At 44.1% G+C, this 20385-nt stretch carries 15 protein-coding genes; 3 read left to right on the top strand and 12 right to left on the bottom strand.

Annotated features, from left to right (window positions below):
- Position 1: 1 nt before the first annotated feature.
- The 8 genes from HMPREF9999_RS07935 to HMPREF9999_RS07900 form a co-directional block, all read right to left on the bottom strand.
- Complete coding sequence (locus tag HMPREF9999_RS07935; protein WP_009752196.1) at positions 2-1249, bottom strand: ABC transporter permease; 1248 nt, start codon at positions 1247-1249, stop codon at positions 2-4.
- A 75-nt stretch (positions 1250-1324) separates the two neighbouring features.
- Positions 1325-2035 (bottom strand): ABC transporter ATP-binding protein, encoded by a 711-nt coding sequence (locus HMPREF9999_RS07930; protein ID WP_009752195.1) that lies wholly within the window; start codon positions 2033-2035, stop codon positions 1325-1327.
- 172 nt (positions 2036-2207) lie between these two features.
- Positions 2208-3038, bottom strand: coding sequence for a GIN domain-containing protein (locus tag HMPREF9999_RS07925; protein WP_009752194.1), 831 nt, complete (start codon positions 3036-3038; stop codon positions 2208-2210).
- Between the two features lie 81 nt (positions 3039-3119).
- A complete protein-coding gene (locus tag HMPREF9999_RS07920; RefSeq protein ID WP_009752193.1) occupies positions 3120-3527 on the bottom strand; it encodes a GntR family transcriptional regulator in 408 nt (135 codons plus the stop codon).
- Between the two features lie 33 nt (positions 3528-3560).
- Positions 3561-4439 carry a hypothetical protein gene (locus HMPREF9999_RS07915; protein ID WP_009752192.1) on the bottom strand — a complete coding sequence of 293 codons (879 nt, stop codon included), beginning with the start codon at positions 4437-4439 and terminating at the stop codon, positions 3561-3563.
- Positions 4440-4469: 30 nt separating this feature from the next.
- Complete coding sequence (locus HMPREF9999_RS07910; RefSeq protein ID WP_009752191.1) at positions 4470-5333, bottom strand: ATP-binding cassette domain-containing protein; 864 nt, start codon at positions 5331-5333, stop codon at positions 4470-4472.
- A 1021-nt stretch (positions 5334-6354) separates the two neighbouring features.
- Entirely contained in the window at positions 6355-9675 is a 3321-nt protein-coding gene (locus HMPREF9999_RS10010) for a C10 family peptidase (RefSeq protein WP_083475839.1), read from the bottom strand.
- A gap of 120 nt (positions 9676-9795) precedes the next feature.
- On the bottom strand, positions 9796-11493 hold the full coding sequence (locus HMPREF9999_RS07900) for an AMP-binding protein (protein ID WP_009752188.1): 1698 nt from the start codon (positions 11491-11493) through the stop codon (positions 9796-9798).
- A 336-nt stretch (positions 11494-11829) separates the two neighbouring features.
- Here HMPREF9999_RS07900 and mltG point away from each other — a divergent pair, with 336 nt between their 5' ends.
- The 3 genes from mltG (at position 11830) to HMPREF9999_RS07885 (ending at position 15096) form a co-directional block, all read left to right on the top strand.
- A complete protein-coding gene (gene mltG, locus HMPREF9999_RS07895; RefSeq protein ID WP_009752187.1) occupies positions 11830-12846 on the top strand; it encodes an endolytic transglycosylase MltG in 1017 nt (338 codons plus the stop codon).
- A 135-nt stretch (positions 12847-12981) separates the two neighbouring features.
- The gene (locus HMPREF9999_RS07890) at positions 12982-14295 is read left to right on the top strand and encodes a DUF3078 domain-containing protein (protein WP_009752186.1); all 1314 of its coding nucleotides are present in this window, start codon (positions 12982-12984) and stop codon (positions 14293-14295) included.
- A gap of 87 nt (positions 14296-14382) precedes the next feature.
- The gene (locus tag HMPREF9999_RS07885; protein ID WP_232301289.1) at positions 14383-15096 is read left to right on the top strand and encodes a DUF4827 domain-containing protein; all 714 of its coding nucleotides are present in this window, start codon (positions 14383-14385) and stop codon (positions 15094-15096) included.
- A gap of 107 nt (positions 15097-15203) precedes the next feature.
- Here HMPREF9999_RS07885 and HMPREF9999_RS07880 read toward each other — a convergent pair whose 3' ends face one another.
- The 4 genes from HMPREF9999_RS07880 to nagA form a co-directional block, all read right to left on the bottom strand.
- A complete protein-coding gene (locus tag HMPREF9999_RS07880) occupies positions 15204-16913 on the bottom strand; it encodes an acyl-CoA dehydrogenase family protein (protein WP_044063368.1) in 1710 nt (569 codons plus the stop codon).
- An 85-nt stretch (positions 16914-16998) separates the two neighbouring features.
- Positions 16999-18057 carry an electron transfer flavoprotein subunit alpha/FixB family protein gene (locus tag HMPREF9999_RS07875; protein WP_009752183.1) on the bottom strand — a complete coding sequence of 353 codons (1059 nt, stop codon included), beginning with the start codon at positions 18055-18057 and terminating at the stop codon, positions 16999-17001.
- Positions 18058-18060: 3 nt separating this feature from the next.
- Positions 18061-18933, bottom strand: a complete 873-nt coding sequence (locus HMPREF9999_RS07870) for an electron transfer flavoprotein subunit beta/FixA family protein (protein WP_009752182.1) — start codon at positions 18931-18933, stop codon at positions 18061-18063.
- A gap of 240 nt (positions 18934-19173) precedes the next feature.
- The gene (gene nagA, locus HMPREF9999_RS07865; protein ID WP_009752181.1) at positions 19174-20346 is read right to left on the bottom strand and encodes an N-acetylglucosamine-6-phosphate deacetylase; all 1173 of its coding nucleotides are present in this window, start codon (positions 20344-20346) and stop codon (positions 19174-19176) included.
- Between the last annotated feature and the right edge of the window lie 39 nt (positions 20347-20385).

Raw genomic sequence — 20385 nt, 5'->3', positions numbered from 1 at the left:
TTTATTTGGCATTGAGTGCCGTAATAGGCTTGATTTTTACCGCTCGTCGTGCAGGGAAGAAACCTGCCAAGAGTCCAGCGATGATGAGTGTCAACAAAGCAGAGAAGGCAACGCTCATGTTAATCGTAGGGTCAAGGAAGGTGTAGAATCTGAAATTGAGAAATTCAGTGACTTGTTGCCCTGACACTACATTCATCCATTCGGTGGCAGCAATTCCAGCTACAAGACCGATGTAGCCAAAGAATAGCGTGATGATTACACTTTCTGCGAGTACACCGCGAAGTATCGCCCAGGGACGTGCACCCAGAGCTTTGCGGATACCAAATTCTTTAGTCCTTTCTTTTACGGTGATGAGCATAATGTTAGAAATACTCACCACACCACTCATCAGCGTGAGCAACCCGACCACCCACAATGCACGTTCGAGCATCGTCAAAGCTAAATTTTGCTCTTTTGCTCCTTGAGCAACACTGGATATCCACACTGCACTTTCGTCGTCTTCTGCGAAATCATGGCGAGCACCCAAACTCTTACACCATGCCGCTCTCAAAACCTCAAAAGATTCATCCTCTTCAGGTTTATATGTTTGTACCACAATTTCTGGAACATCAAAGCCCGAGTGAAAGATGGTACGATATGTGGTAAAAGGGATATGGCATCGGCTCTGTCCTTTATTACCATTCGACTCTAGCACTCCCACCACTTGGTAGGACACAGAGTCGACGTTCAGATAGTCGCCAATAGCTGCCTCAATGCTGCCGAATGTTTCTTCTGCACTATAGTCGGGTATCACCACCACTTTACGTTGCTCTTTGAGGTCTAGTTCATTGATATATCGTCCCTTTGCGAGGGATAATCGTTCTATGTTGTAGGCTTCAGGAGATTGTCCGTATAGGGTTGTTTTGAAATAATGTTGGTGTGCAGAAGCTGTTTTTTCTGAGCTAGTTAGTTTACCAGCAGTAGACTTCACCTTGCTCTTTGCCACTATCGCTGTATTGTCAACGTCTATGTTGTCAAATTTAATGTTGCGATCTTCTTTCCAACCTTTGAAGGGTTTAGATGTATAGCCCGGGTAGATGGATATAGCATCGGTGCTAAACATCTGATTGTTGTGATTAAAGGCATGAATCAGTCCATTCCCTGCTCCGAGGAGGACGATGAGCAGAAAGATACCCACCGACACACTCAAGCCTGTGAGCGCAGTGCGGAGCTTGTTTTGTTGGAGTCGTATGAAAATGTCGTGCCACATAGTTCGCTATGTTATAGGAGTGACAAGAAAGGCAAACTTTCTTGGAAACAGTCATAAGGTTGGGATGTGATGCGGCTATTTCATCAAATCTCCAAAAGGTTGCATCGCATTGGGATTATTTTCTTCGATGCGCTCAATCACACCGTCTGAAAGGTGAATGATGCGTTTGGTGCGATAAGCCACACCACTTTCATGGGTCACCACTATGATGGTGCGTCCTTCGGCATTGAGGTCGGTGAGCAATTGCATCACCTCGCCCGATGTCGTGGAGTCCAAGGCACCTGTGGGTTCGTCTGCCAATAGAATCTGAGGATTGGTAATGATGCTACGTGCTATAGCTACACGCTGTTTTTGTCCACCAGACAATTCGTTGGGCAAATGATGTGCCCAATCTTTGAGCCCCAAACGATCGAGATGCTCCATCGCAATTAGGTTTCGCTTCTTGCGCGATATCCCTTGGTAGTAGAGAGGAAGCGCCACGTTTTCAAGTGCAGTCTTGTAATTGATGAGGTTGAACGATTGGAAAATAAAGCCAATCATTCGATTTCTATAGTCGGCTGCTTTATTTTCTGAAAGGTTTTTGATGAGTGTTCCATTGATGTAGTAGTTGCCCTCATCATAGTTGTCGAGAATGCCGAGGATATTGAGTAGGGTAGACTTGCCCGATCCTGAGCTTCCCATGATGCTCACGAAGTCACCTTCATCAATGTCGAGGTTTATGCCTTTAAGCACGTGTAGAGGCTGTGCAGCATAGTAAGTCTTATGTAGATTTTCGATGTGAATCATAAAGCAGAACTTTAATAAAATGGTTGTGAAGCGTGACTTTCTAACGCACGAAGCTGAATGGTATACTAATACTTAGACACCTCAGTGCCGTGCGGTGGGCAATGAGGTGTCCAGAGCAAAAGAAATAGAATAAGGTGTTGTCTGGTGTTGTCTATTACAACAGCCTTTGGGGTTATTTGAAATGATTTTGAGCCTGACCGCCGTTCATCACTGCTTGTTTGAACACACTTTGTGCGTTGAAGTGGAGCGTACCGCCATTGTAGATTTCCACAGCAGCGCGTTTGCTCTTCAAACGTTCTGCTTGAATCTTTCCGCCATTGTTGATTTGATATTTACTCACATTGGCAGTGCCCACCAGTGCAATACCACCGCCATTCGACACTTCGGCATCAGATTCGCTCACCGTAGCACCGTTCACGTTGATGTTGCCACCATTCTGCACGTCCATTTCCAACTTGGCCACTTCCACATTTCCGATTTGGAATGTACCACCGTTGTTCACTTCCACATCCAATTCCGATGCCTTAGCACTCACCAATTTGATTGTGCCGCCATTGTTGAGTTCAAAACTAAGTTTGCCACCCACATTGAGCGGTTGAGCGATGTCTATCATACCGCCATTGTCGAGCTCAAAGTCTTTGATAGCATAGCCCGTGATAGTGACCACGGTTTTCTCGTTTGCCACCTGAATTGCGTTGGAATAGTTGATCTTCAATTCGTCATCGTCCACGCGCACCATCACGTCTGAAGGTGAGATGTTACTTGTTGTTACTGTGATGCTGGGTGTGCCTTCTGCCACATATTTCAGCGTGATGCCATTGCTCACGGTCACGCCATCGAAGTGAGGCAAGCGACCTACGGTGCGAGTACCTCCTCCTTGAGCAGATGAGGTGGAAGATGATTTCAAATCTATCGATTGTAGATGGTATGCCATACGTCGACACGAAGCGAAAGTTACGGCGGTCAAAAGACCGAGAGTGAGAGTGAATATCATTCGTTTCATAGGATGAAGCGTTAGGATGAGTTATTGTGTTGAATAGTTAGTTTGTGTTGGAGAAATCTTACGAGGATAGTATCGAAATGCCTAAACAATGCTTGTTGTTTGCGCCATACTGTTCTGCACCTCTTGTCGTTGAGAAATCAGTTGTTGCAAGCGTTCGACCACCTTACTGATAGGAATTCCGAGGTGTTGCATTTGGTGCGCCAAATCAGGAAGTAATTGGTTGAGCAAATCATCTTGTCGTAGATCACTAATGATTTGTATAGCATCTGGACTAACAAAGGAGCCTAAGCCGCGTTTGTTGTAGAGAATACCTTTCTGCACCAATACGTCGAAAGCCTTAACCGTGGTGTTTACATTCACCTGTAGTAGTGCACTATAGTCACGCACGCCAGGCACACGTTCATCGGCGGTGTACTGTCCTGCGAGGATTTCGTCCATCAAGCGTTCTGCAATTTGCAGATAGATGGGTTGTCCGTCGCGGAAATTCATTTTGTTGTATGTTAGAAAATAGATAACTAGAAATTATTGTCCCACCCAATGGCGAGGCATGAGCGAGGCACGTTTACGGATGCGATAGCCGAAATAGATATTCGCTGCGAGCCATACCCAGCCAATTAAGTAATATGTAGTAAACACGATGTTCACAATCAATTTAATTTCTTTGTCATGCCAGCTATAAATATCGGAATAATAGACGATCACAGATGTCGTGATAGCCGAAAAGATGACAAAGATGATGAAGCAGAACAAGGAAGTCATAATAAATGACTTTTTACGAAAGACTGCGCCACCCCAGAGATAAAAGCTCCATAATACGACGATAGAGAAAATGGGTAAGCTGCGTAAGCTCCATGCACCTAGCAGAGGTTGGAAGTCTTCTGAGGAAAATGGTGGAATCACCAAACTGTCACAGATATTGGCTAGCATCTTGGGGGTAAACCACACATAATCTAAATCAAAGGCTTCCACCACAAAAAAACCTACTAAGTCTGTGAAGAGAAGTGCACTAAAGGAAAGCGCAATAGCTCCGAGATTATAGAGAATAAAACGCGAAAGCACTTTTTCTGCCGTTGTGGCTGGAGTCATCAGTTGAACGATCCTTTTGCTGCGTTCTGTTTTTAGCGAAAATACAGCTGAAGTACTAAAGATGAATGCCGCATAGAGGGTTATGCAGCCTATGCTAGCCATGCTGTGCGCCATTATTCCTAATGCTTCGTAGGTACTCTCTTCATTGTAGCCATTGGTGAAGGCCTGCAAGACATTGTAGATGAAAAGAAGGAGGGCAATGAGAAAGCCAACTTGGAGTCCGAGGTAATAACGCAAGTGCGTCTTCCAATGTTCCACCACATTTTGGCGCAATAACCATCCAACACGTTGGAAATTAATTTTGTGGAAATCCATAATCGAGTATGTTTTAGAGGTGAAACAAAATTAGAATGAGGCTATAGTCCCATTATTCGCTGCTTCTGCTTGGTGAAGCAAGTCAGGATATTGCACGATGGCATTAAAGAGTAGCTCCAGATTGATGGGAGTTTCTTCACGGCCTTTAGTGGGTGTGATGACTGCAGAACCTGAGAGTGAGGGCTCCACGTAGAGTGCGTCATCGAGGGGCGCTCCATAAGGGCGTTGTTCAAAGCGTAGTAGTTTGCTCAATTCGTTGGTGGAGTTATCTACCAGTAAGTGTGTGCCTTCGATGAGCACCACATGGTCAATGAGTTGTTCCACATCGTGCACTTGGTGGGTAGAAACGATGATGGTGCGATTTGCATTCATCTGCGAAGCGAGGGTTCGGCGGAATTGCATCTTGGAGGGGATGTCCAGACCATTGGTGGGTTCGTCCATGAGCAGATATTTAGTGCAAGTGGCGAGGGCAAAAGCCATGAACACCTTCTTTTTCTGTCCCATAGAGAGCGCAGTGAGATTAAATTCTGCGGGAATATCAAAATCGCGAAGCACTTGGTGCAACACCTCTTCTGAGAAGTTGGGATAGTACACACGATTGGTGCGGATAAAGTCTTTAAAACTAACTGCAGGAAGGTCTATTTCTTCGGGGACAATCATGATGTCTTGCAACATTTCGGGATGTCTGTCTTGAGAAACGTAGCCATCTACGAGCATCATGCCTTGGTTGGGACGGAGTAGTCCTGAGATGAGATAGAGTAGGGTAGATTTGCCTGTACCGTTTCTGCCAAGTAGTCCAATGATTTTACCATTGGGGATGTTCAAGGTGAAGTCTTCAAATACCTTGTAGGCAGAGTTGCCGTAGTTGAAGTGGAGGTTTTGTATCGTTATCATAGAATTTCTATGGTTTATGATTTGTCCAAATCATAGGAGTAATTCCTGTGTTTTGGTGTAATAGTGTCGTGTTACACTGCGAATGTCTGAGTTTCTTTTGAGAGTACCAAATCTTTTTCAAGAAAAATGCGGTGAAAGGTGAAAATTTAACGATTTGACAGCTGGAGGATACGGAAACTTGTGTTTTTGTCTAGTAGATTATGGGTGGGGTGTGCAAGGAAGGTGTTGCGACAAGCAATGATTTGCGTGCTTCATGAGCTGCACTCCCTCTATAGATATGGGTAGCAATGCACCGAAAGTGAGAAAATCAGCCTTAAAAGAATGAAAAATGCTCAACTTTTGAGGAGAAAATCACTGAAACCGCTCTTTTTGTGGTGTAGAGATGTCAACGGTGAAGGTTCAAAAAACATCTAATTATAAAGAGCTGGTGAGCAGCGAAATCAAAAAGTGCTTGTTCACCTATATCTTTCACCTGGTGTTGCTGTATTGTGTGGCAAAAGGAGTACGGTTTCTCGCGCGTACGCGTGACGCGCGTGCATTCCCTAGCAACTTTGCATTTTTGCTTTCACAACCTTCACATAAACGAGCCGTTGCATGTGACAAGTTTTCTTAGACGCTCTTGTAGCTTGGAGAAGTTCAACGTAGAGATTTCCATTCTGAATACCTTGATTTTTTGCCAATTCTTAAAAAATGTCCGAAAGGTGACTATAAGCGTTTGTGTGATAGTGTGTTACAATGAAATCTGTGAAGGTTGTGAAAGCAAAAAGGTCAAAATTCCTGTTACGTACGCGCGCGCGAGGAAGGAAGGATAAAAAGAGAGAATTGTAAAGAGATGTAAACGGTGCTATTCCGGCAAACGATATGCTAGAAAACTTGTCGGAGCAAAATGCAAAAATCTCCCACGTTTTCAGTAAAACATGGGAGATTTTCCAATTTATATGGGAGAGTTATGGAGGATAGTTGGAGCTTTTATAGAACCTCCATTGTTTATATCAATGTCTGAGAAGGCAAGAGGGTAGACTTAGTGCATCACCTTTCGTCCACCTTCAATCAAGATTTGTCCAGATTTAGGAGTAGAAATACGACGTCCTGTGAGGTCAAAGATGGGGGTGTTCCATGTACTCTTCGTACTAAGCTGAGGACTCACAATTCCAGTGGGTTTAATACTGAAACTAGGAGCATGTCCTAGAGCCGTTGCACGAATGATGTAGGCACGGAAGGGACGTTGCCAAGCCCCAAGACGGTGGTAGGCTTTTTCCTCACCTGAAAGAGCATAGACTATGGATGAACTGGTAGTCGGTGGTGTTGTCACTGAGCCATAAAGTATATTGTCGTTAGATGAGAAAGGGGACAGCAAACCACTGCTTTTTTTGATCTGAAAATGCACTTGCGTAGCTTGGATTTTTTCGACCAAGAAGGCTGTATTTGCGGGGATATCACCTTCTATCTTATGTAATTCCAGTTGGCCTTCATTATCTAAAGTCGCTCGATAGGCTATTCCATCTGTCACCTTACCTTGTACTGGTGTGAAGAAACTAGCCATGCCATGCTGAGCTAGCGTGATGGGGAGGACGTCTACACGTTCAGCAACCATAGGTGTGGAGAGTGCTATGTCGCGGTATCCCAAACCACGTGGTCTGATGTTTCCGTCTTGCTGTATCCAATGAAGCGGACTACCCATTTGCCCTTCTGGAGCAAAGGTGAGAACTTGGTTCCAGTCACGTTCTTCACTATTCCATTGGATTACACGACCAGTAGAGAGAGAAATGATATAGTCACCTTCTCGATAGAAGATAGCGCGAGCGTCATTCTTCGCTTCAGCTTCTTGAATTGTTGATAATTCACTTTTCTCTACCTCACGTGAGCTGGGGGCTATGACATAAGCTGATCTTGTTGCGAGCTTAAGTGTGAAGAACTCTTTGGGCTGCGGCACATAGGTAGAAGTGGAGTTGGCTGAGACAGTGGCATTTTTAAACCAGTATGTGCGTTGCTTACCTGGTGCAAATGGTACTTCGATTTGATCACCGTTCTCTAGCTGTTGCACAACAATCAGATGATAAGCTTTATCATTGTTGACTTTCAAGCTTTCGTTCTTTAGCCAGCCTGAAGTAGGTAAGCTAAGTCGGTTTTTTTCAATCGTTATGTTATTAAGGAATGGATGCTCAAGAGGAACTCTGACTCCCGTAGCTTGTTCTTCAAAATAGCATTTGAGGTTGCCACGGAACAAAGTGTTACTATTGTTCTTAATGCTCAGTGAAAATTTGAAATTACCATTCACAGGTATGGGTTGTTGAGCTTCAAAGGATGTTCCTGAGTTGTCTTCGAAAGTGCTGCCTAATACCATCAGCTGGGAAGATTGCAGCTGGGGTTTCACTTCGATAGTGGTGGTGCTGGTCTCATTCGTTTCTTGAACATCAAAGTACTTATCTTTGTCGAGTCCACTTAGTGCATCCTTCGACCAAATCATTTGTGCTTTGAGTCGATATGTGCCAGGAGACAAACTTTGGGGTAAATCAACATTAAGGGAAATTTGTTTGGTCTGAAAGTCTTGCATTTCAATTCCATCTGTTCTACTTTGCGCGATATAAACTTCTGTTCCTTGTGCATTGATAAAGGAGACTTTGAAAGTCGACTGTTTATAGGCTGCTTGTAGAATGCGGATGGGACAGTATAATTCTGCTGATGAACCTACGCGTAGGGGCTGGCGACTTACAGGTTTTCCATCCCATATGTATCCAGCTCCAGTGTAGTATTCCTGTAAGACATGGGCTTTTCCATCCTTGATTTCAAGTACAATCTTAGGAGTATTTCTTATAGGATAGAAGACGTTAGTTGTCGATAGGGTGGAAGGCTGACATATCGGAGCAATAATATAACGACCATCTTTTAAATCTTTGACATTGAGGGAAATGGGTAGCTTTTCTGTGTAAAGTCCAGATTCTAATAAGTCAATAGACGATGATGCATAGTTGGGTTCTGACATTTGCTGTTGTTGTTCATTGTAAACAACAAGTCCTATTTTACCATTAAAGGCATTTCCTTTGTTGATAATATCAGAAAGCGTGACACGAATAGGATTGTTTTGATCCTGAATTTTAGACTGTCCCTCAGCGAGTCTAAATTCAAAACCATTATTTCCCATGAGGCGAGCAGCTTCATTCTGAAATTCTGTGGGTAGAGTATTCTTCCCATCTTTATGCGGATGCATCAAGAGAGCCTCCATCCCTTTACTAAAACTCAGAGACTTTCCTCCAAACTCAGCACCAGAGTTTTCTACGTTAATAGCATCAATAGAATAATAGCCATCTGCTTGCCCACCCCAACCAAAGTTCATGTGGGTTAGCCCTTTTTCATCATAACCATCAGCGACCCAAGCATGCCCACTCTTTCCTAAAGATTGGAAGCCAGATAGGTATACAGGATAGCCGTTACTGATTTCTTGATGGATGACTTGAACAAAGTTGCTTCCTTCAGTGGCTTTCGACAGAAGTGCAGCATCATATTGAAAGTACTGGCTAACGGCTTCTTTTGCGTTCCATGTGAGAGTGCCACTATACCATGGGGTATATTGCATATTAGTTGCAATGCCTACGTCTTTCATCAGAAGAGCTACTGCATTCTTCTGTTGTTCGTTAGCACTAGAGCGATACTCATCGCGCATGTTCTTCCAGTCGTAGCGTGACTTTGAAAAATCTGCAGTGAGTCTGTCGTTGTAGTGAGTAACTCTGTAGGCGTTAGATCCAGAACCTTGGATGGGCCATTTATGAAAAGCCATAATTTGAGCTACGGCAGTAGCTACGCAACCTGTGTATGGGTAGCTACCATCTTGATTAGGGCCTAGATACAGGTTGTAAGGGGAGTCTTGGTTCCATTTACTCGTTAGTAGCTCAGGAACTTTCGTTTTAAGAGAAGTTGTATTAATGAGTCTTGTCTGTTGTCGGCTTCTCTTTTGCAATGCGATAAAGCTCTTTTTATACTCTTCAAGCAGGTAGCGAGCACCTGGATTTATACTGGTCGTGTCCAGCGTGTTGGTATTGCTATAAGCTAGAACTTCCCCCAAAGCATTGTCGCCTGCAACAAGCACGAAACCGCGATTTTGGGCATCGTTAAATAGATAGTAGGGCGTTGCTTGGCTAGAGAGTGTGTTTCGATGGGCTTTCTTTGAGAGTCTTTTGATCATTTGCTTATCCTTAGCCTTAACCTGTACATATTGTTGCGCAATATCTAAGGCATTAGAAGGTGAGATAATCTCTGCAAAATGAGGTAGCACAACAAACATAGCTAAACACAATGTATATAGACGTTTGTTGAGCGGTAAAGATAATATAGCTGTTTTATTCATTAGTATTTAGAAAGATAGAGTACTATACATTATTTGGTAAAAGAGCTTTGTTGGCCATAACCAACAAAGCTCTTGTGGGGAGTATGTGAATGAGTTGTATCAACACGTATGATAATTAGCTTAAATCTCGGCATCAGCATAGAGGAATCGCTTGATAGAACGCTTAGGCGTTTTTTCAAACTCCTCTTCATAAAGACGGAAACCAGAGATTTGTTCGTAACTATTCACCATAGAATTGAGCTCGCGACGATTTTCTTCCATTTGTTTTTGGAGGTCTTCTTCGCTAAGTGCTGCTTTTTGTATCTCATCATAGTCTGGGTGAATCAGCGCATATAGCTTCTCTCCCTTTTGAATCACAATGCTCTCCATCACAAAGGGAAGTGTGTTGAGCTTGTCTTCTATTTCTTCTGGGTAGATATTCTGACCACTTGCGCCAAGCAGCATGTTTTTGCTTCGTCCACGAATGTATAGGTTGCCCTCTTCATCAAGAATACCCAAGTCGCCCGTGTGATACCATCCATCGGCATCAATGGTTTGGGCTGTGGCTTCTGGATTCTTATAATAGCCGAGCATTACGTTGGCGCCACGTGCGAGGATTTCACCAACTACGTGCGTGGGATCGGGGCTGTCGATGCGCACTTCCATGCGAGGCGCAGCTTTACCACATGAGCCAAGTGCAAACTTACTCCAGTCTTCGTAGGTGATGATGGGTGCACATTCTGTGGCACCATAACCGACGGTGTAGTTGAAGCCAATACGGTGAAGGAATTGTTCCACTTCTTTGTTGAGAGCTGCTCCGCCCACAATGATTTCGTAGAATTCTCCGCCAAAGACTTGTTGAATGGCAGATTTCACCTTCGTCAAAATGCGATCGCTAATGATGGGCAAACGCAAGAGAATCTTCATCGAAGGTGTCTCGAGTTTGGGCATCACCATCTTCTTGATGATTTTCTCTATGATGAGGGGTACGCTAATGACAACTTTTGGTTTGACGTCTGCAAAGGCTTGAACGATAATCTTTGGAGTCGGTTTGCTTGTAAGGTAATGTACATGGAGACCAAAGAGGAACTCAAAGATGAATTCAAATGCCATGCCATACATGTGAGCCATAGGGAGCATGGAGATGATGCGATCTCCTGGTTTTACCTTGTCTCCAAGTACTTCAGTGGCAAACTCATAGTTTGACCAAACAGCACGATATGGAATCAACACGCCTTTAGAATTAGACGTCGTACCAGAGGTGTAGTTGATCATCGCTAAGTCTTCGCCATTTGGAGCCTCAGGGTAGATGACATGCTCTTTGCGGAAATACTTGGGATAACGCTCACCATAGAGGGCATTGAGACGCTCGCGAGCTGCCGTGAGTTCTTCGTTGCGACTCAACTTGAGCATAAAGTCAGGGATATAGATGATTCCCTCAAGATTTGGCATTTCCTCTGCCAAATATTCTTCTTTATCACCTTTGAGATCATTGTACACCATGTCTCCTACAAAGAGCAAGCGAGCTTCGGAGTGGTTGACAATGTTGTGCACTTGTTCATGCTTGAATTCATGTAGAATGGGCACAGCAACAGCACGATAGGTGAGGATAGCTAAGAAAGCAACCGCCCATTGAGAGGAGTTGCGTCCGCAAATAGCAATCTTGTCACCAGGATGTATGCCTGCTGTTTCAAAAAGGATATGGAGTTTTGCTATTTTGCGCGCCACATCTTTGTATTGAAGCGTGCTACCATTGTAGTCAGTAAGAGCGTTGCGATCCCAATGGGTGCAAATGCTTTCTTGAATTAGACGATTAAAGTCTTTATATTGATATTCCATTGAAACAATATAATTGAAACAATATAGATGTTATGTCAAACAGTGGGGAGCAGTCTTAATGATATTGGTTATTGTACTGCTTAGAAATGTAAATTATAGCGGTAGTCAACTTGCGCAAACTACTTCGTTATGTGCAAATGTACAATATTTTTGAGACTTGGCAAGGAGAAAGCTGGGAGAAACTGCACACAGACCGATATTTTTGTGTAATTTTGTCGGTGCTAATTGACAGCCTTGCATTATTTATGAGGTGCCTGCATACGTTGCGGGAGAGTCGATATCAATGGCTATGAGATAACTTTTGAAGTTTAAATATACCTACCCTCAACCTTGTTTATGGAAAAGAAGAAACAGCTCTATTTACTTGCTCTTATGGCTGTGTCATTGATTGTTGTCGTCTTGGGTGCTTTGTTCAGTTCTTTCGCTGGCAAGGAGCCACGTATTATCTTTTTAGACGATGATGATACCCTTGACTCTGTTTATACAAAGACAGCTATGAATCGTAGCTTCTTGGCACGGCCTACTTTTGCTTTACTAAGTACATTGACTGGATATGGTGCCCATATCCGTCCAGGGCGTTATGATGTGGGAAGTGGAACTTCAACCTTGCAGGTGTTTCGTTCTTTGAGAAATGGTAGACAAACTCCAGTGCGACTTACCATTCCTGTGCTCCGTACTAATCGTGATTTAGCTGAGTTTTTAGGGAAGAACTTTCAAGCTAAGACCGCTGACTTTGAAGCTATTTTACAAGACAGTTCTATATTGGCTGCTTATGATAAGACACCAGCAACCGTAATGTGCCTTTTCGTTCCTAATACTTACGAAATCTTCTGGACATCCTCGCCCAAAGCTGTGATAGCACGCATGCACAAGGAGTACCAGAACTTTTGGAATGAGAAACGTACGATGGAGGCGAAGCAGCTAGGTCTTACGCCTGATCAAGTAACTACGGTGGCTTCTATTGTCGAGCAAGAGACAGCCTACAATCCAGAGAAACCGATGGTGGCTGGAATGTATCTGAATCGCTTAAAGCAAAATATGCCATTACAGGCCGACCCAACGGTGAAGTTCGCGCTTGGAGACTTTACATTACGTCGCATTCTTAATCAGCATCTCCGGATAAATAGTCCCTACAACACATACAAACAAAAAGGATTGCCTCCTGGCCCTATATGCATTCCCTCTGTGGAGAGCATCAATGCTGTGTTGCATCGAGCAGAACATGATTATCTCTATATGTGTGCCAAGGAGGATTTCTCGGGAAGTCATAATTTTGCTACTACTTATGCTGAGCATCAAAAGAATGCTGCAAAATACACGGCTGCGCTTAATGCACGCGGTATCCGCTCTTGATGTTGGTGGTTGAGAGAATGTTCTAATCTATAGTATAAGGTTTTATTTTCTTGAAGCTCATTGCGATGTGAAAATGAGTCCATACTTAAATGTAATATCCAACATAGGCGGGATAAACTATACTAAACAAAGACTATGAATTTGAAGTTCATTGCCCTAATTCTGAGCATTTTTAGCCTAGCTTTACCGAGTTATGCCCAGGCATCGCGACGCAACACAAAAGGACATCCTAGTGTTCTAGAGGATTCCTTGGCAAACATCGGACGTCGTTATTCTTTTGCCATTGATAGCCTTAATAAGGCTTTGGCAGAGGAAGGAAGGAATGAAAAGGAGAATTTGGAGAATCCCTATTATTTCCCATTATTTGCCTCTAGTACTTTCTATCGATTCCCTGTACATTTGGAGTTAGGATCATTGCAGCAGGATGATTTCTCTTTGCAGTCTAGCATAGCTCAGGCTTTAATGCAGCTCTACGCTCATCGTCCGGAGTTGATACAGTATAATTTATCGCATCATAAAGATGATGGCAAGAATGCTGTAGTTGCCAAACCTTCGGCCTTGCCTAAAGAAAAAAATAAACCTATGGCTCCTCCTAAATTGAGTGCCGAGCAGTTGGCACTATGGCAGGATTTTGAACCACTTCAACTGCAAATCCATCGTCCAAACTTTTGGAGCTTTAAGGGGAATTTTTCATTGCAATTTATGCAATATCTGGTTTCTGACAACTGGTATAAAGGTGGAGAAGATCACAACTCTTTTCTGACATCTGGCATTCTCGAAGCAAACTATGATAATAAGCAGAAGTTTACCTTCACTAATAAGTTGGAGATGAAACTAGGTTTCCAGACTTCTCAGTCGGACTCTTTACATAAGTATAAGACAAATGCTGACCTTCTTCGTTTGACTAATAAAATCGGCTTGCAAGCCTTTAAACACTGGTATTATACAGCGATGCTCCAGACTTGGTCACAATTCTATCCTGGGTATCATGCCAATGACAAGCGGGTTTTCTCTGATTTTGCCTCACCTATAGAGACTGTCTTCTCAATCGGTATGGATTATAAGTACAAGAATCCAAAGTTTGAGATTTCGGCCACTATGTCGCCTATTGCAGCAAACTACAAGTATGTTGCCCGACTTGCCTTAGCAGAGCGTTATGGTGTGGAGAAAGGAAAGCATTCACGTCTAAATCTAGGTTCTACGGTGACCATCAATATGCGTTGGACACCCAATAGCTGGTTTCAATGGACTACTCGCTTCTATGCCTTTACAAGCTATTCAAAAACGCAAGCTGAGTGGGAAAATACGATTTCTCTCCGTGCCAACAAGCATCTTTCTACCAAACTCTTCCTCTTTCCCAGATTTGATGATGGAGTGAAGCGCAGAAACAATACGAGCTTCTTCCAATTCAATGAGTATCTTTCTGTTGGTTTAGACTTAGGTTTATAATTTCAGCGAATCAAATGCATGTTTTCAAAGGGTAATCTCTATGGTACTAGAAGTTTTTTGTATCTTTGCTCCTATCAAACATGCATTTTGCTATCATTTCCTTCTTTATTATTTATGTTTCAACGCTTATTTTCTACTATAACTTTTGCGCTTATTCTCTCTTTTTCTTTTATCTCCTGTAACAAAGAAGAGACTTATGCTGAGCGTCGTGAGAGAGAAAACTCTCAAATCAACTCATTTCTCCAACGAGGAGCAAATGTAGTCGATAACGAGTATCAACGTTCGTTGCTGAACGTACCAGGTAATATTAAAGTCATCAGTGAAAAACAGTTTTTTGCTCAAGACACTACGACAGACGTAAGCAAGAATGAATATGTGCTTTTTGCTGGTTCTGGGGTATATGCTCAATTTGTGCGCCGAGGTACAGGAACTGGCATTCAAAATGGTGAACATACTATGCTCTTGTGTCGCTATATAGAATACAATATAGCAACAGATAGCATTCGATCTAGTAATCTTTATGGAAGTGATGCAGCGTATCCAGATGAGATGAGCTTGCAAAATAATAATGGGTCTCTCACAGGCGTATTCACAGCTGGAGTGATGCGACGTTTCTACGGGACAAACGTACCTTCAGGCTGGCTTATCCCATTACCTTACCTGAAGCTTGGTCGTCAGCTTACAGCGAACGATAAGATATCAAAAGTACGTTTGATTGTACCTAGCACTGAAGGCCACTCAATAGCCCAAAATCGCATACATCCATATTATTACGAGATTAGTTTTGAACGCAACCGCTAGAAGAAATAGTTTTTGTTTTTTCTAATCCTAGGATTATAATTATAGTTTAAACGGCCGAGCTTCATCTAAAGCTCGGCCGTTTCGTATGAATGCAAGAGAGGCATTGACTATCTGTGGCGATAGTCTGCAAGATTATCGAGAGAGAGTGACATCACAAAGTGATAATGTTTTTGAGCTTCTGCTTCAGTGTGGCGTGCGAAAACACGTGCAGATTTTGCGAAAAGCTCTGGAGATTGTGAAGCATTGTAGAGCAGTAGATGAAGCATGATTGCATTAGCTGCCATTTCGACTAAATGACGGGCGCAGAGGTCTTGGAATTCTTGGTCAGATACTTCCTTGACATGTGCGATAGCCTCTTCCAAAAGAGCAGAAAGCCGAACAGCTTTTGTCTGTAATGGGCGCATCTCTTCCGAAACCTCGCGATTTTCCCATTCATGAAGTTGAGCGGTGTAGGCACCATTCATGACGAAACGGATGGCAGCTACCACTTGCAATTGAGTAGTACCTTCGTAAATGCTAGTGATACGGGCATCTCGTGCAATGCGCTGAATGGGATAGTCCATCATGAAGCCTGAACCACCATGTATCTGTAATGAGTCATAGGCATTTTGGTTACAAAACTCCGAGTTCATTCCCTTAGCTAAAGGAGTGAGAGAGTCTGCCAGCTTATTAAAGGTCTTCATTTCATCACGTTCCTCAGAAGTGAGCTTACGTTCACGTGAAATGTCTTCCAGAGCTTTGTAAACGTCAACACAACGCGCACAGTGGTAGAGAAGTGCGCGACCTGCATCAAGTTTAGCTTTCATCGTGGAAAGCATATCATAGACAGCCGGAATCTCAATAATCGCTTTGCCAAACTGTTCGCGTTCCCGTGCATAAGCAAGAGCTTCGTTATAGGCGGCTTGAGAAAGACCAACAGATTGCGCTGCGATACCGAGGCGTGCACCATTCATGAGAGCCATAACATATTTGATGAGTCCCATGCGAGTGGAGCCACATAGCTCAGCTTTCGCATTCTTATAAACAAGTTCACAGGTAGGACTGCCATGGATGCCGAGTTTATTTTCAATGCGTCGTACATTGACTCCGCCACTGCGCTTGTCGTAAATAAACATAGACAAGCCACGTCCGTCAGTGGTGCCTTCTTCGGAGCGTGCGAGCACGAGATGTATATCAGCATCTCCATTCGTGATAAAACGCTTGACACCATTGAGCAACCAGCAACCATCTTCTTCCGAATAAGTAGCCTTGAGCATCACGCTTTGGAGGTCACTACCCGCATCGGGCTCGGTCAAGTCCATAGACATGGTAGCACCTTCAGCCACTCGGGGAATAAACCGAGCGTGTTGGTCCTCATTGCCAAATTCGTAGAGCGTTTCAATGCAATCTTGGAGCGACCAGATGTTCCCAAATCCAGCATCTGATGCAGCCACTAGTTCTGCGCACATCGTATAGGGGGTAATGGGGAAGTTGAGGCCATTATAGCGACGAGGCATGGTCATACCATTTAGCCCTGCTTGCACCATCGAATCTAGATTTTGTTGCGTACCGCTAGCGTAGCGCACTCGGTCTCCTTCGTGGTGAGGCCCTTCTTGGTCCACACCTTCGGCATTGTCAGCAATGATGGTGCCTGCGATTTCTCCAACAATCTCAAGAGTACGATGATAGGTGTCCATGGCATCTTCAAAATCTTGCGGTGCAATGTCAAAATTGTCTGCATCGCGATAGTCGCGCTCTTTTAGAGTCACGATATGCTCCATGGAAGGATGATGAAGTTCAAATTGAAGTTCGGGATGATCCGTATAGTGATTAGCCATAATCATAGAGGATAAATGAGCACAAGGAGAATAATTGAGTCTAAAAGAGCTCTTTTTATCTATATCTCCTTAATGTTGCTCAGCATTATTTGCTGTGTTGTTTGTAATACTGAATCATTTTAGGTACGACCTCTTCCACACTCCCTGTGATGACGTAGTCGGCAATGTCGTTGATGGGAGCATTAGGGTCTGAGTTGATAGAAATCAAGATGCCACTTTCTTTCATACCAGCTACGTGTTGGATTGCTCCAGAAATGCCGCAGGCAATGTAGACCTTGGGACGGACAGTAACGCCGGTTTGTCCGATTTGTTCCTCATGGTTGGCGAAGCCAGCGTCCACAGCGGCACGACTTGCTCCCACTTCTCCGTGGAGTTCTTCTGCTAATTTACGCAGAAGATCAAAGTTTTCTTTCGACCCAACGCCATAACCTCCAGCTACTACAATAGAGACACCTTTGAGGTTGTTTTTGGCTTTTTCAACTTGGCGATGAAGCACTTCCACCATTTTATCTTCAGGAGCCACAAATTGATCTACCTCTTCGTATATCACCTTCCCTTTATAGGCTGGATCTAGCACTTCTGCTTTCATCACTCCCGAGCGAACTGTTGCCATTTGAGGGCGGTTGTCGGGATTGATTATCGTAGCGACGATGTTTCCACCAAAGGCAGGACGAATCTGGTAAAGAAGGTTTTCGTAATTCTTTTTGTTCTTCTTGTCCTCGTAGTCACCAATCTCCAAAGCTGTGCAGTCTGCCGTCAAACCACTGGTGAGTGTGGAGCTAACTCTTGGCCCTAAATCACGTCCAATTGATGTTGCTCCCATTAAGCATATTTGGGGGAGTTCACGTTCAAAGAGCTTCACCAATACAGCAGTGTGAGGACGAGTGGTATAGGGAGAAAGGCAAGGTGCATCAAACACGTGAAGCACATCCACACCATAAGGCAGAATCTGCGCCTCTACCTCACCTTTAATACCATTCCCTGCCACTACAGCCTCTAGTTTCACTCCTAGTTCATTGGCAAGTTTTCTACCTTTTGTGAGCAATTCAAAGCTCACTTCCTCAATTTGCTTACCTTCCAGTTCGCAATACACATAAACGCTGCTGTTGTTTGTGCAAGCGCAATTATTGTCGTTCTTGTTCATGGCTTATCCGATGGTGTGGCTGTCTAAGAGTTCTGTAATTAAATCTTCGATATCGCTGTCACTAGCGGTGAGTCGTTTGCTCTCTTTGGTGGCAAAAACCACATTCTGCACGCTTTTTACTTTAGTGGGTGAGCCTGTCAGCCCACATTGCGCTAGATCTGCATCGATTTCTTCTGCCCCCCACTGAATGAGCTGGAGTTCTGGGCGCGCTTCCCATTGTGCCGCGTATTTTTCTGGAAGAGAGTTTCGCTCTGCTGCTACAAGTGCGCGTTTATAACGCATCATCAATTTTGCATTTCTAGGACGGCATGGAGCAGCCGAACCCGTAACGGTAAGCAGCAAAGGGAGAGGAGCTTTCACTTGTTCGATACCACCATCTATGCGTCGTGTAGCGATGACATAGTCCTTGGTAATTTCATTAATTTCCTCTACATAGGTAACTTGGTCAATACCTAATTTTTGTGCCACTTGTGGCCCTACTTGAGCCGTGTCACCATCAATAGCTTGGCGACCACCAATCACCAAATCTACGTTGCCCATTTTGTGAATGGTCTGTGAGAGCACATAGGATGTAGCCAAAGTGTCAGCACCAGCCAGCGCACGATCAGTGACAAGTATCCCAGCATCAGTGCCACGGAAAAGTCCTTCGCGAAGGATATCAGCAGCTTTGGGCAATCCCATCGTAATGATGGTGATGCGCGTGTCCGGATACAAATCTTTAATGCGAAGTGCTTGTTCCAGCGCATTGAGATCTTCAGGATTGAAAATTGCAGGAAGCGCAGCGCGGTTCACCGTGCCTTGAGGAGTCATGGCATCTTTTCCCACGTTGCGGGTGTCGGGCACTTGCTTTGCAAGTACAACAATGTTGAAACTCATAAAGGAGAAAGAGCGGTTTAGATATAAGAAAATAAGTTTTCATTGAGGTGTGGTCAAACACCTAGGGTATAGAGTGACTGTAATAGACAAGAGACAGTCATTAGTCTATTAAATCATAAGTTGCGGAAGCAATATTCCACAGAAGTTGAGCACACATCATCATTCCCACATGGAGAATAAAGGCTCAAAAAAGAAAAGCTCTCCCACGAAAGCACAGGCCTTCGTGAGAGAGGCTACAGATTAAAGTTCGCTACGCTTTACGTTGCCGTTCTGCATCACAAACTTGAGTTGTTGATTTTGGTCAAACATAATGATGTCTGCATCATAACCCTTTTTGAGGAAACCCTTGCGGTCATCAATACCCATGAAGCGAGCTGGCATTTCGCCAATCATGCGACAAGCATCTTGCATAGAGATACCAGCCTCTTGAACGGCAGTGCGTACCAATCGATCCATCGTGGAAATAGAACCAGCGAGAGCACTGCGGTCGGATAGCTTGCACACTCCATCTTCAATGATGGTGCGAGGGTCGATGATGCCAGGATCTACATCACTACCTTCAGGGATTGCACTTACTGCGAGTGAGTCAGTGATGAGACACATGCGGTCTACGCCCTTGGCATTGAAAATCTGCTTCACAAGCACAGGAGGAACGTGGATACCATCACAAATGACTTCTACATTAAAGTCTTCCAGGGCAAACACACTTTCTACGACACCCACTTTCTTAAATTCGCGGTCTTTGCGGAGCATGCTCATAGCATTGGTGAAGTGAGTGGCCAAACGAGCACCAGCATCATAAGCACGTTTCACATCTTCCCAGTCACCATCGGTGTGAGCAATAGAAGCAACGCAGTTATTCTTGACACAGCATTTGAAGAATTCTTCAGCACCAGGAAGTTCTGGAGCAGCATCCCAACGCTTGATGCAGTTGGTGGAAGCAAAGATTTCTTCATATTCCTTTTGGTCAGGATTGCGGATAATGTCTGGCATTTGAGCACCGGCTTTCTTCAAGTTGAAGTAAGGCCCTTCGAGGTGAAGACCCATGACGGGGCTTCCAGGTTCAGCCATCAACTTTTCGCAAGTCTTGATGGCACGGTCTATCCATTCGCGCTTACTAGAGGAAAGGGTAGGGAATATCGCTGTAGTTCCCCAGTGCATGTGAGCTTCTACGGCTGTGCGGAAAGCCTCTTCTGTTCCTTCCATGAAGTCGCGGCCACCACCACCATGGATGTGAAGCTCAATACCACCAGGCACGATGTCGCAACCTTTGGCATCGATGATTTCAGCACCTTGCACAGGGAGTTCGTTATTAGATACCTCAATAATTTTGCCCCCATCGACGATAACACTACCGCCTTCGAGCCAACCTTCGGCCGTGAGGATGCGACCATTGGTGATTTGCTTAAGCATGAGATATAATGGTTGTTTGGGTGAAACAAATGAGTTCGT

Origin of the sequence: Alloprevotella sp. oral taxon 473 str. F0040 (genome assembly GCF_000318095.2) — a bacterium.
Classification (GTDB): domain Bacteria; phylum Bacteroidota; class Bacteroidia; order Bacteroidales; family Bacteroidaceae; genus Alloprevotella.
The sequence above is the reverse complement of the archived record's forward strand: the minus strand, read 5'-3'. Positions and strand labels throughout refer to the sequence as shown.

Bases quoted from the DNA above. Each gene is read 5' to 3' on its own strand.
- HMPREF9999_RS07920 (WP_009752193.1), bottom strand. From the start codon at position 3,527: ATGAATTTCCGCGACGGACAACCCATCTATCTGCAAATTGCAGAACGC.
- HMPREF9999_RS07930 (WP_009752195.1), bottom strand. From the start codon at position 2,035: ATGATTCACATCGAAAATCTACATAAGACTTACTATGCTGCACAGCCT.
- HMPREF9999_RS10010 (WP_083475839.1), bottom strand. From the start codon at position 9,675: ATGAATAAAACAGCTATATTATCTTTACCGCTCAACAAACGTCTATAT.
- HMPREF9999_RS07870 (WP_009752182.1), bottom strand. From the start codon at position 18,933: ATGAGTTTCAACATTGTTGTACTTGCAAAGCAAGTGCCCGACACCCGC.
- HMPREF9999_RS07935 (WP_009752196.1), bottom strand. From the start codon at position 1,249: ATGTGGCACGACATTTTCATACGACTCCAACAAAACAAGCTCCGCACT.
- HMPREF9999_RS07915 (WP_009752192.1), bottom strand. From the start codon at position 4,439: ATGGATTTCCACAAAATTAATTTCCAACGTGTTGGATGGTTATTGCGC.
- HMPREF9999_RS07880 (WP_044063368.1), bottom strand. From the start codon at position 16,913: ATGGCTAATCACTATACGGATCATCCCGAACTTCAATTTGAACTTCAT.
- HMPREF9999_RS07910 (WP_009752191.1), bottom strand. From the start codon at position 5,333: ATGATAACGATACAAAACCTCCACTTCAACTACGGCAACTCTGCCTAC.
- nagA (WP_009752181.1), bottom strand. From the start codon at position 20,346: ATGCTTAAGCAAATCACCAATGGTCGCATCCTCACGGCCGAAGGTTGG.
- HMPREF9999_RS07925 (WP_009752194.1), bottom strand. From the start codon at position 3,038: ATGAAACGAATGATATTCACTCTCACTCTCGGTCTTTTGACCGCCGTA.
- mltG (WP_009752187.1), top strand. From the start codon at position 11,830: ATGGAAAAGAAGAAACAGCTCTATTTACTTGCTCTTATGGCTGTGTCA.
- HMPREF9999_RS07890 (WP_009752186.1), top strand. From the start codon at position 12,982: ATGAATTTGAAGTTCATTGCCCTAATTCTGAGCATTTTTAGCCTAGCT.
- HMPREF9999_RS07875 (WP_009752183.1), bottom strand. From the start codon at position 18,057: ATGAACAAGAACGACAATAATTGCGCTTGCACAAACAACAGCAGCGTT.
- HMPREF9999_RS07900 (WP_009752188.1), bottom strand. From the start codon at position 11,493: ATGGAATATCAATATAAAGACTTTAATCGTCTAATTCAAGAAAGCATT.